The 11,216-nt window shown below is 67.2% G+C and carries 12 protein-coding genes; 4 read left to right on the forward strand and 8 right to left on the reverse strand.

The annotated features are described in order from the left end of the window. Positions 1-2 precede the first annotated feature (2 nt). Genes DW2_RS09815 through DW2_RS09825 form a run of 3 tightly spaced genes read left to right on the forward strand, consistent with a single transcriptional unit; the run spans position 3 to position 3,446 of the window. Positions 3-1,265, forward strand: a complete 1,263-nt coding sequence (locus tag DW2_RS09815; protein WP_238321304.1) for a diaminopropionate ammonia-lyase — start codon at positions 3-5, stop codon at positions 1,263-1,265. Next, the gene (locus tag DW2_RS09820; RefSeq protein WP_038145849.1) at positions 1,262-2,494 is read left to right on the forward strand and encodes a Zn-dependent hydrolase; all 1,233 of its coding nucleotides are present in this window, start codon (positions 1,262-1,264) and stop codon (positions 2,492-2,494) included. Before DW2_RS09815 ends, DW2_RS09820 begins: the two co-directional genes overlap by 4 nt. Before the next feature lie 37 nt (positions 2,495-2,531). After that, positions 2,532-3,446, forward strand: coding sequence for an N-carbamoyl-D-amino-acid hydrolase (locus DW2_RS09825; protein ID WP_038145852.1), 915 nt, complete (start codon positions 2,532-2,534; stop codon positions 3,444-3,446). A gap of 16 nt (positions 3,447-3,462) precedes the next feature. Here the strand turns inward: DW2_RS09825 and speB are convergent, their stop codons facing one another. The 7 genes from speB to DW2_RS09860 all read right to left on the reverse strand — a co-directional run bounded on the left by speB (position 3,463) and on the right by DW2_RS09860 (position 9,441). Continuing rightward, a complete protein-coding gene (speB, locus tag DW2_RS09830) occupies positions 3,463-4,428 on the reverse strand; it encodes an agmatinase (RefSeq protein WP_038145854.1) in 966 nt (321 codons plus the stop codon). Positions 4,429-4,437: 9 nt separating this feature from the next. Then, positions 4,438-5,169: an SDR family NAD(P)-dependent oxidoreductase gene (locus tag DW2_RS09835; RefSeq protein ID WP_038145856.1), complete on the reverse strand. Its 732-nt coding sequence runs from the start codon at positions 5,167-5,169 to the stop codon at positions 4,438-4,440. Next, a complete protein-coding gene (locus DW2_RS09840; protein ID WP_038145858.1) occupies positions 5,166-5,927 on the reverse strand; it encodes an SDR family NAD(P)-dependent oxidoreductase in 762 nt (253 codons plus the stop codon). The genes DW2_RS09835 and DW2_RS09840 overlap by 4 nt, the downstream gene beginning before the upstream one ends. Continuing rightward, positions 5,927-6,706 (reverse strand): creatininase, encoded by a 780-nt coding sequence (locus DW2_RS09845; RefSeq protein WP_202900108.1) that lies wholly within the window; start codon positions 6,704-6,706, stop codon positions 5,927-5,929. The genes DW2_RS09840 and DW2_RS09845 overlap by 1 nt, the downstream gene beginning before the upstream one ends. Next, positions 6,703-7,491 (reverse strand): ABC transporter ATP-binding protein, encoded by a 789-nt coding sequence (locus tag DW2_RS09850; RefSeq protein WP_038145860.1) that lies wholly within the window; start codon positions 7,489-7,491, stop codon positions 6,703-6,705. The genes DW2_RS09845 and DW2_RS09850 overlap by 4 nt, the downstream gene beginning before the upstream one ends. Next, positions 7,488-8,303: an ABC transporter permease gene (locus DW2_RS09855; RefSeq protein WP_051855796.1), complete on the reverse strand. Its 816-nt coding sequence runs from the start codon at positions 8,301-8,303 to the stop codon at positions 7,488-7,490. The genes DW2_RS09850 and DW2_RS09855 overlap by 4 nt, the downstream gene beginning before the upstream one ends. A 73-nt stretch (positions 8,304-8,376) precedes the next feature. Beyond that, the gene (locus DW2_RS09860; protein WP_051855799.1) at positions 8,377-9,441 is read right to left on the reverse strand and encodes an ABC transporter substrate-binding protein; all 1,065 of its coding nucleotides are present in this window, start codon (positions 9,439-9,441) and stop codon (positions 8,377-8,379) included. A gap of 146 nt (positions 9,442-9,587) precedes the next feature. On the opposite strand from DW2_RS09860, the gene DW2_RS09865 reads away from it, so the two are divergent. Further along, positions 9,588-10,244: a TetR/AcrR family transcriptional regulator gene (locus tag DW2_RS09865; RefSeq protein ID WP_038145862.1), complete on the forward strand. Its 657-nt coding sequence runs from the start codon at positions 9,588-9,590 to the stop codon at positions 10,242-10,244. A 51-nt stretch (positions 10,245-10,295) separates the two neighbouring features. Here the strand turns inward: DW2_RS09865 and DW2_RS09870 are convergent, their stop codons facing one another. Continuing rightward, positions 10,296-11,033: a GntR family transcriptional regulator gene (locus tag DW2_RS09870; RefSeq protein WP_051855803.1), complete on the reverse strand. Its 738-nt coding sequence runs from the start codon at positions 11,031-11,033 to the stop codon at positions 10,296-10,298. Positions 11,034-11,216: the final 183 nt, after the last annotated feature.

Raw genomic sequence — 11,216 nt, forward strand, 5'->3', positions numbered from 1 at the left:
TCATGACCACTCAAGAAAAGGATCCCTCGATGATCTTCGACAATGCTCTGGGCGCGCAACAGCGCAGCGAGCTTCTCCTCAATGCGCATTTCGATCCGGTTATGTCCTATGGGCCGAAACAGGCGGCGGTGCTCAATGACGCGGCTTTCGAGACCGCGCGCGCGACCATCTCCGGCTGGGACGGCTATGCGCCGACCCCGCTGGTGAGCCTGCCGGGGCTCGCCGCGCAGGCCGGGGTCGCGGCGGTCCATTTCAAGGATGAGGGCGGGCGCTTCGGGCTTGGCAGTTTCAAGGCGCTTGGCGGGGCCTATGCGGTGCTGCGCCTGCTGGCGCGCGAGGTCGCCCGGATCAAGGGCATCGCCGAGCCCTCGGGCGAAGAGATCGTCTCGGGGGCGCATGCGGATGTGGTCTCGGGGATCACGGTCTGCTGCGCGACCGACGGCAATCACGGGCGCTCGGTGGCCTGGGGGGCGCAGCGTTTCGGCTGCCGCTGCGTGATCTTCATCCATGCCACGGTGTCTGAGGGGCGCAAGGAGGCGATCGAGGCCTATGGCGCCGAGGTCCGCCGCTGCGCGGGCAATTACGACGACAGCGTGCGCGAGGCGCAGGAGACCGCCACGCGCGAGGGCTGGTTCGTCGTCTCGGACACCTCCTATCCGGGCTATACCGAGATCCCGAAGGACGTGATGCAGGGCTATGAGCTGATGGCGGCGGAGGCGGCCGATGCGCTCGAGCTTCCGCCCACCCATGTCTTCATCCAGACCGGGGTCGGGGGCGTCGCTGCGGCGGTGGCGGCGCATTTCGCCCGCCGCTGGGGCGCGGATGCCCCCAAGGTGATCCTTGCCGATCCCGACCGCTCGGCCTGCTGGCTCGAGACGATCCGGGCAGGGCAGCCGACCGCGATCGAGGGCGATCTCGACACCCTGATGGCGGGGCTCGCCTGTGGCGAGGTCTCGCTTCTGGCCTGGGACGTGCTCGAGCCGCTGACCTGCGCGGTGGTCTCGGTGGCCGACCCGGATGCGGTGGCGGTGATGCGGATGCTCGCCGATCCGGTCGCGGGCGATCCGCCGGTGGCGGCAGGCGAATCCGCGGTGGCGGGGCTCGCGGGGTTCCTGTCGGTTGCGGCCAATGACGAGGCGCGCGCCGCCCTCGGGATCGGGCCGGACTCGCGGATCCTGACCTTCGGGACCGAGGGCGACACTGATCCGGAACTCTATCGCGAACTGGTCGGCCGCAGCGCCGCCGAGGTCCGGGGGGCGGCATGAGCATCGCGATCGACATCGACCGGCTGATGGGGCGGCTCGAGGCGCTCGGCCAGATCGGCGCGCTGCCGGGCGGCGGGGTGAAGCGGCTCGCGCTTTCGCCCGAGGACCGCGAGGGCCGCGCGCTGGTCATCGGCTGGATGCGCGCGCTCGGGCTCGAGATCACCCGCGACGTGATCGGCAATTGCTGGGCTGTCCGCTCCGGTTCGGGCGATGGCAAACCGGTGGTGATCGGCTCGCATATCGACACGGTGGCGACGGGCGGGCTCTACGATGGCAGCCTCGGCGTGCTGGCCGGGCTCGAGGTGATCGAGGCGCTCAATGCGGCCGGGGCCGAGACCGAACGGCCCGTCGCGGTGGCCTTCTTCACCAATGAGGAAGGCGCGCGCTTCGCCCCCGACATGATGGGATCGGGCGTCGCGCAGGGGGCGCTTGCGCTTGACGAGATGCTCGCGGTGGAAGGGATCGACGGGGTCACGGTGGCCGAGGCGCTCGCGGCGACCGGCGCGGCGGGGGCCGCCCCGGTCGGGGCGCTCGCGCCGCATTGCTATCTCGAGCTGCATATCGAACAGGGTCCGGTTCTGGAAACCGAAGGGTGTGAGATCGGCGTAGTGACCGGCGTGCAGGGGATCTCTTGGCGCGAGTTCCGGATCACCGGCGCCTCGGCCCATGCCGGCACGACCCCGATGGCGCTGCGCCGCGATGCGGGCGCGGTGGCCGCACGGATCGCCGTCGAGGCGCAGGAGATCGCCGCCCGGAACGGCCCGCCGCAGGTCGCGACCGTGGGCCGGATGCGCTTTGCGCCCGATCTGGTGAACGTGGTGCCCGAAGAGGCGGTGATGACCGTCGATCTGCGCCATACCGACGAGGCGGTGCTGCAGGCGGCGGAAGAGCGTTTGTGGTCGGCCGCGCAGGATTTCGCCGCCCGGGCGGGCTGCGAGGTGAGCCGCCGCACGCTCGCCCGTTTCGCGCCCGTGGCCTTCGATCCGGCGCTGGTCGATGCGGTCGAGGCGGCGGCGGTCGCCGGCGGCTTCAGCCATCGCCGGATGCCCTCGGGGGCCGGTCACGACGCGCAGATGTTCGCGCCCAATTGCCCCTCGGCGATGATCTTCGTCCCCTCGCAGGACGGGATCAGCCACAACATCCGCGAATACACCGCGCCCGAAGAGATCGCCAAGGGCGCCCAGCTTCTCATGGACGTGGCCTGCGCACAGGCCGGGCTGCGGATATGAGCCTCCATTTCCCCTTATCAGTTTCAGGAAGATTGCCATGACCCGCCGATTCATTGCCGCCACCGCCCAGCTTGGACCCATCGCCCGGGACGAGCCGCGCGCCTCCGCTGTCGCCCGGATGCAGGCGCTTCTGATCGAGGCGCACCGGCGCGGGGCAGAACTGGTGGTCTTTCCCGAACTGGCGCTCACGACCTTCTTTCCGCGCTGGCTGATCGAGGACGAGGCCGAACTGGACGCGTTCTACGAGACCGAGATGCCCAATGCCGATGTGCAGCCGCTCTTCGACACCGCGCGCGAGTTGGGGGTGGGCTTCTATCTGGGCTATGCCGAGCTGGTGATCGAGGGGGGGCGCAAGCGCCGCTTCAACACCTCGATCTTCGTCGACAAGAGCGGGACGATCCTGGGCAAATACCGCAAGATCCACCTGCCCGGTCATCCCGAATACGAGGACTGGCGGCCGTTCCAGCATCTCGAGAAGAAGTATTTCGAGCATGGCGATCTCGGTTTCCCGGTCTTCGACGCGTTCGGCGGAAAGATGGGGATGTGCCTGTGCAATGACCGGCGCTGGCCCGAGACCTTCCGGGTGCTGGGTCTGCGCGGGGCGGAGCTGGTGATGCTGGGCTACAATACGCCCGTCCACTACCCGCCCGCGCCCGAGCATGACCACCTGCAGGATTTCCACAATCACCTGTCGATGCAGGCCGGGGCCTATGCGAACGGCAACTGGGTGATCGGCACCGCCAAGGCCGGGCGCGAGGAAGGCTGCGACCTGATCGCGGGAAGCTGCATCATCGCGCCCACCGGCGAGATCGTCGCGCGCACGCAGGGCTTCGGCGACGAGATAGCGATCGCCGAGATCGACCTCGACCGCTGCCGCGAGCTGCGCGACAACGTGTTCAACTTCGCGCTTCACCGCGAGCCGGAGGATTACGCCGTCATCTGTGCCCCGTGAACCTCAGGGACGCGTCTCAGGACGCGTCCCACCCGGCTGCGATGATGCAGAGCATCTCGAACATGATCGTGGCGCCGAGATAGGCGGTTCCGCCCGAGGGATCGAAGGGCGGCGAGACTTCGACCACGTCGGCGCCGACGATCTTCACGCCTTCCAGTTCGCGCACGACCTGCAGCGCCTGATAGGAATTCGGGCCGCCGATCTCGGGTGTGCCGGTTCCGGGCGCGAAGGCCGGGTCGATGAAGTCGATATCGTAGGAGATGTAGGTCTCGCCCGAGCCCGCGATCTCGCGCGCCTCCGCCATCACATCCGCGACGCCGCGGGCGTGGAATTCCTCGATCGGGATCACCCGGATGCCGACCGAGCGGGCGAAATCGCGGTCCTCCTGATCGTAGGTCGAGCCGCGGATGCCGATCTGGCAGACCCGCTTGGGATCGAGCAGCCCCTCTTCGACCGCGCGGCGGAACGGCGTGCCGTGGGTGTACATCATCCCGTTGAAATAGGAGTGAAAGAGATCGGTGTGGCTATCGAAATGGATCATCCCGAGCGGCCGGTCCCTGGCGAGCGCGCGCAGTACGGGCAGCGAGGTGAGGTGATCGCCGCCCGCCGTGACGGGGACGATCCCCGCGGCGCGAACACGATCATAGAACCTGGTGATCCGCGCCATCGCGTCCTGGATATCGGCAGGGTTCGGCGCGACATCGCCCAGATCCGCGCAGGCCATCGCCTCGAAGGGGCGCACCTGGCTCGCACCATGCTCGGCGCGCAGCATCGTGGACATGTCGCGCATCTGGCGCGGACCGTGGCGCGGGCCGGGGCGGTTGGTGGTGCCGCTGTCCCAGGGCACGCCGATCAGACCGACCTGCACCTCGGCCAGCCGCGGATCGTCGAGCGCGACATGGGGCAGGCGCATGAAGGTGGGGATGCCGGCAAAGCGCGGCAGTTCGAAACCGGAGACGGGGTGGAAGAAGGGGTCGGTCATGTCATGTCCTCAGGTCATCGCGCTGCCGCCGTTCACGCCAAAGACCTGCCCGGTGATGAAACCGGCGTCGGGCCCGGCGAGAAAGACGGCCATGGCGGCAATTTCCTCCGGCCGGCCAAAGCGGGCCAGAGGGGTGTCGAGATCCTTTGCCAGCGCCTCGGGGCTCATGCTCTCGGGGCTGGTCATGTCGGTGGCGGTGGAGCCGGGCGCGATCGCATTCACGAGGATCGCGGGGGCGAGTTCACGGGCGAGCGCGCGGGTGAGGCTCACGACGCCGCCCTTCGAGGCGCAATAGGCCGAGAGCCCCTCGCGGCCCAGATGCGCGAGATCGGAGGCGATGAGGATCAGGCGGCCCTCGTTCATCCGCCGCGCCGCCTCGCGGGCGGTGAGGAAGCTGCCGCGCAGGTTCACCGCGATGACCTCGTCGAACGCGGCGATCTCCATCTCCGTGATCTTCGCCTCACGCAGGATGCCCGCGTTCGAGACCACGATATCGGGCGGGCCGAACCGGGCCTCGACGGCGTCGAACAGCGCGATCACTTCGGTCTCCTGCGCCACGTCGGCCTGCACGCAAAGCGCCGGGCCGAGACTTGCGAGTTCCGCCTCGGCCTGCGCCGCCTGCGGATCGCCCGGATGGCAGATCGCGACCCGGGTCCCCTGGGCGGCGAGCGCCTTGGCAATGGCGAGCCCGATGCCGCGGGTGGCGCCGGTGACGAGGGCAGTCTTGCCCGCGAGCGTCATTGCAGGATCTCCCCGCGGTCGATCGAGATCGCCTGACCGGTGATATTGGCGGCGGCGTCGCTGGCGAGGAAGAGATAGAGACCGGCCATGTCGGAGGGCTCCATGATCCCGCCGATCGCCTGCGCTTCCATGACCTCGCCCAGAAGCTCGTCTTCGGAGCGGCCGGTCGAGCGCGACATCGCCGCGAGCGAGGCTTTCGCGGCCCCCGTCATCACCCAGCCGGGACAGACCGCATTGACGGTGATCGCACGCGGGCCGAGCTCGAGGGCCCAAGTGCGTGCAAGCCCGATCATCGCGTGTTTCGAGGCGGCATAGGCGGAGAATTCCGGCACCGAGGTCTTGCCCCAGATCGAGGAGGTGAGGATCACCCGACCCCCGTCCGAGATCCGTCCCGCGAGCGTGCGGGTGACGTTCTGGGTGCCTGTGACATTGACCGCGATCACGCGTTCGAACGTGTCGTCGGTCTGCGGCGCGGGGCCGTTCAGCGGGGTGGGGCGTTCCATGCCCGCATTGTTCACCAGAACGTCGAGCCGGTCGATGCCCGAGAGGGCATCGGCCACGGCGGAGCGGTCGGAGATGTCGCACAGGAGCGGTTTCGCCCCGAGCCCGCGTGCGGCCTCGAAGACCTCTTCGGTTTCGGACAGGATCGTCAGATCGGCCCCGGCCTGCGCGAAACCTTCGGCGATGCCCAAGCCGATGCCGCGGCTCGCGCCGGTGACGAGCACGGAGGTGCCGGTGAAATCGAATGTCGCGCGCATCAGCCCAACTCGTAGAATTCGCGCCGCACGGCGGCCGAGATATCGCGCCGGTATTGCGCGGCGATCAGCGCGCCCTTCTCGGGGCTCGCGCCCTTGGCCGAGATCAGAGAGCCCTCCTTGGCGACCCATTCGCGCCGCGGCGGCCAGACATCGTAGCAGGGCGCCTCGGCGGCATCGTTGTCGGGCACCCGGTCGAAGAGCACCAGATCGGGATGGAAATACATCATCAGCGAGGTCTCCAGCACGGCGGCATGTTCCAGCTCGATCCCCGGATAGCCGTCGGGGAAGACCTGGCCCAGCGTTTCCTCGGTGAGGAATTCCCAGTGCTGCAGGCACATCACCCGCACGCCCGTGTCAGCGACTTCGCGCATCGCGAGGTCGATCCCCTCGTTGAGGAACCACAGGTTCTCGTAATTGCCGTCGAGCACGCAGATCCGGCGCGCGCCGTGGCGGACGAGTTCGCGGATGATGTCGCGGATGATGGCGCTGAGCGTCTGGCCGTCGAGCCCGGTCGAGCCGGGGAAGAAGGGCCCGCCCGCCGAGCGGGTCATCGACTTGTAGCCATAGGTGACGGGGGCCGCGACGACGCCGCCCACCTCCTCGGCGATCTCCTTCGCGATCGCGGAGGGCACGAGATAGTCGAGCCCCATCGGCAGATGCGGCCCGTGCTGTTCGAGCGCGCCGGTGGGGATGAAGACGACCGGGTTCGATTTCAGCGCCTCGGCATATTCGGGCCAGGTCATCTCGGGCATCACATGGGTGCGCATGGTCTTGCTCATTCGTGCTGTCCTTCCTCGCGCATCAGGCGCATGATCTTGCGTTCGAGCTCGGCATAGCCGGGGGTCTGCACCAGCTCTTCCTTGGGGCGGATGCGACCGCCGGCTTTGAAGGCGGGAACGATCTCTTCCTTGACCCGGCCGGGATGGGCCGAGAGGAACACGATCTTGTCGGCGAGGAAGATCGCTTCCTCGATGTCATGGGTGACGATGACCATGCCGGTCTTCGCCTGTTCGGCCACGTCGGCCATCAGTTCCTGCATCTGCCAGCGGGTCTCGGCATCGAGCGCGCCGAAGGGCTCGTCCATCAGCAGAAGTTCCGGCCCGTTGGCGAGGGTGCGGGCGATCGCGACGCGCTGGCGCATCCCGCCCGAAAGCTGCGAGGGATAGGCGTCGAGGAATTTCGACAGGCCCACGAGGCGGATGAAATGCTCGGCCCGCTCGCGCCGCTCGCCCGCCGGAACGCCGTTGATCTTCATGCCGAACTCGACATTGCGGCGCACGGTGAGCCAGTCGAAGGAGGTATAGGCCTGAAACACCATGCCGCGGTCGCGGCCCGGCCCGGTGACGGGATGGCGGCCCAGGGTGATCTCGCCGCCGGTGGGGGTCTCGAGCCCGGCGATCATCCGCAGCACGGTCGACTTGCCGCAGCCCGAGGGGCCGAGCAGCACGCAGATCGCGTTTTCCTCGACCTCGAAGGACACCCGGTCCACCGCGGTGAGCTCGCGTCCGCCGCCAAGCTGGAAGGTCTTGGAGATCCGGTCGAGTTGAAGCACGGTCGAGCTCATCCGCGGCTCTCCTTCAGATAGGGGAAGAGCCAGCGATGCGCGGCCTTGAAGAGCAGGTCGAACAGCAGGCCGAGCGCGCCGATCACGATGATGCCCGAGAGGATCTCGTCGGTTTTCAGGAAGCGGCGGGCACGCATCATCATCGCACCGATACCGGTGGTGGAGGCGACGATCTCGGCGATCACCAGATAGGTCCAGGTGACGGCGAGCATCTGGCGCATCGCGGTGACGATATCGGGCAGCACCGCGGGCAGGATCACATGCATGACCGTGACGGAGCGGTTCGCGCCGAGCGTCAAAGCGGTCTCGATCAGCTCCATGCGCACATTCTTGGTGTGATCCATCACCAGCGTGATCAGGAAGAAGACGACCCCGAGAAACAGGAGCGCGAGCTTGGGCGCCTCGCCGGTCCCGAACCACATCAGAAGGATCGGGATGAAGGAGGGCGCGGGCAGGTAGCGCCAGGCCGAGACGAAGGGCGCGAAGATCGCCTCGATCGCCGGGAAGCTGCCCATCATCACCCCGAGCGGCACCGAGAGCGCCGCGGCCATCGCGAAGGCTATCACGACGCGCCCGACCGAGATCCCGATATCGCCGATGAAGCCGCGATCGACGAAGAGGTTCCAGGTGGTCTGGAAGACCTTGAGCGGCGAGGGGACGAGCAATTCGTTCACCCATCCGCCTTCGGTGGCGATCAGCCAGATGCCGAAGAAGACGATCCAGATGCCGATGGCCGAGAGAATGGCCTGTCGACGCGGGATCGAGCGGCGGACTTCGAGAAAGCGCGATTTGCGCGCGTGGGAGGGGCGCATGGAGGGCTCCTGGGAATTCGATTGGCGGACGCCGCCGACAGGGGGGTTGACCACGGCGTCCGCCAGCTGAGGGTTACTCGTTCGGGCCGAAGGCTTGACGGTATCCGGAGGCCGCGAGATCCCCCATCAGGGAGCAGTCGATCGCCTTGGTGACATCGACCTTGTCCTTCATCAGCCCGAGCTTGACCCACCAGTCATTGGTCAGCGCCGCGGCCTCGGGCATGAAGCCGTTGCTCAGGTCGAGCGGCATGTCGCCCTCGAGCACGCCGCAGGCCTTGGCGGATTCGTCGAAGTCGAACATGTAGATGCCGCCCTCGAAGCTCTTGCCGTTGGTGCCGACGACATAGCCGATATCCTCGACCGGCCATTGCAGGAAATCGGCGAGCATCTGGTTGGTCTCCTCGACATGGTCGTGCCAGTAGCCCAGGCCGTCCCAGCGGGCCTTGAGCACCGCGAGCGCCGCGTCGCGCCGCTTGGAGATGAAGTTCTTGTTCATGTAGAGCGCGTCCATGAAGATCCCGGTCTTGAGGATCTCCGGATCGGAGGTGTTCGCGACGCTCTTCGCGCCGGGGCTCGCCTCGAGAACCTTGGTGATCCAGGGCTCGTACATGTAGGCGGCGGACAGATCGCCCGAGAGCATCGGCCCCACCGCCTCGTCGGCATTGAGGTTGACCCATTCGACATCGCCCGGCGCGATCCCCTCGCCGTCGAGCCACACGCCCATCAGGAGTTGGCCGATATAGGCTTGCGGTGCGGAGACTTTCTTGCCCTTCAGATCGGCGGGCGTGACGTCGGGCGCGAGAATGACGTGATCCACGCCATAGGAGGGGTTGAGCAGGGCGACATTGACCACGTCGGTGCCGCGCTCGGCCACGAGCGGGGTGTAGTCGGCGGTGCAGCCATAGACGTCGATCTGGCCCGCGGCGAGCGCGGCATGGCCGCCCAGCGGGTCTTCGAAGATCGTGATGTTCAGGTCGTAATCGGGGATCAGGTTCTTTTCCTTGGCGACCTCGAGCATTCCGTAGCCGGGCCAGGAAACGCAGACGCCGACATTGACGCTGTCCTTGGCGAAGGCGGCGGTTGAGGTCAGCGCGGCGGCAAGCGCCGCGGCGGGCAGGAGGAGCGGAAGGGTGCGCATGGTGACTCGGTCCTCTTTCGGGTGGTGGGCACTGACATAAACTTTATGAAGGAAAAAATTTATGCAATAAAAAATTTTTCTCGCTTAATATTGCCTCCGTCGGCCGGGCAGGGCAGACAGGCATGAGACCACGAAGGAGGATTCCCGTGTCGGGCTTGAGAGAGAAACAGAAAGCGGACCGCCGCCGTCGCATCATCGAGGCCGCGCGCACGCTCTTCGCCCAGGCCGGATCCGAAGCCACCACGATCGAGGCGATCGCCGAGGCCGCCGGGGTCTCCGGTGTCACCGTTCACAACTATTACGGGACCAAGGCGGGCGTCCTGCTCGCTCTGGTGACCGAAAGCGACCGGGAGTTGTTGCAGAAGATGGCGCGGGATCTGCCGGGGAAATCGAGCGACGTGATCGACCTCGCGCGTCGCTTCGCGGCGATCATCCGCGACCACGCGATCACCTTCCTCGACAAGAAGATCTGGCGTCAGGTCATCGCCGCCTCGATCGCCGATGCCGATTCGCGCTTCGGCAAATCCTATCACTCGCTCGATCATCAGCTTGCCCTCGTCCTCGTGCGCGAGATCGAGGCGCTTCAGAAGGCGGGGCAGGTCTCCGCCGAGGTCTCGGCCTACGATCTGGGCAAGGCGATCTTCAGCTTGCAGAACATGCGCTTCGTGAACTTCATCGCCGTGGACGAGATGACCGATGTGCAAAGCGATGCGCTCTTCACGCGCGATCTGTGCTCGATCTTCGTGGCCCTTCCGGCGGAGCAGCGCGCGGCGGCGATGAGGCATATCGAGTCGGCCGGGTAAATCCACACACGCAGCCGGGGGATCCGGGCTCGGACGAGATCGAGGTCTCGCCTAGCCAGCGGTCGAGGGCAGATCCTCGGTCGGCGCGGGAGTGCCCGCGAGGGCGGGCATCCGCGCGAAGCTCATCGAGATATGGCCGCGCCGGATATGGCCGACCGCGTCGAGATCGCCCAGCCGCAACGCCCTGAGGATCTCGCGCAATTCGTCGGCATAGATCTCGATTTCCTGCATCAGGTCGATCTGCGAGGCCGTCACCTGCTGCAGCCAGATCCGGGCGGTGCGGAAATAGAGCGCCTCGGACATCGCCCGGAGCGGACCATTCGCGGTCAGGTCCAGCAAGGTCAGGAAGGTGTCGCGGTCGAGCTCGGAAAAGGCGCGCGCGGACGGCGTCGACTTGAGCGCGAGCGCGCGCTGCAGAAGTGCCTCCAGCCGGGAGAGGAGCGCGGGGCTCGGCGGGACCGGGTCGAGGGTGGTCTGCAGGACGGCCAGTTCGCGGCGCAAGCGGTAGACCTGGGCCAACTCGGCATGATCGACATCGGTGACGAAGGTCCCGACGCCGTGGACCGATCGCAGCATCCCCTCGTCTTCCAGCCGCCCGAGAACCCGGCGCAGCGGGGTCCGCGAGATGCCGAATTCCTCGGCCAGCGCGAATTCCGACAGTTTCATGCCGGGCCGGTAATCGAGCAGACAGATCCGCGAACGGATCTCGTCATGGATCAGGTCGTAGCGGTCGCGGGCGCGCAGGCGCTCGGGCTCGCCGAGATGCGAAATCGGTTCGGGTTCGTCCATCTGCTGCCCTCGTCACGTCTGCCCGATCATCGGCCGGCGCGTGCGCCGGGTCAATCTGGTGCCTTGTCGCCCGTGCGGGTCGCCACCCATCCTCACTCCTTGACGAAGAGCTGCCGCGGCACGTTGCAGAGCGGTTCGGCGGGGCCGTCCTCGCGGATCAGGATGGTCTCGGTGGTCTCGAGG

The organism is Thioclava atlantica, from assembly GCF_000737065.1.
Taxonomy (GTDB): domain Bacteria; phylum Pseudomonadota; class Alphaproteobacteria; order Rhodobacterales; family Rhodobacteraceae; genus Thioclava; species Thioclava atlantica.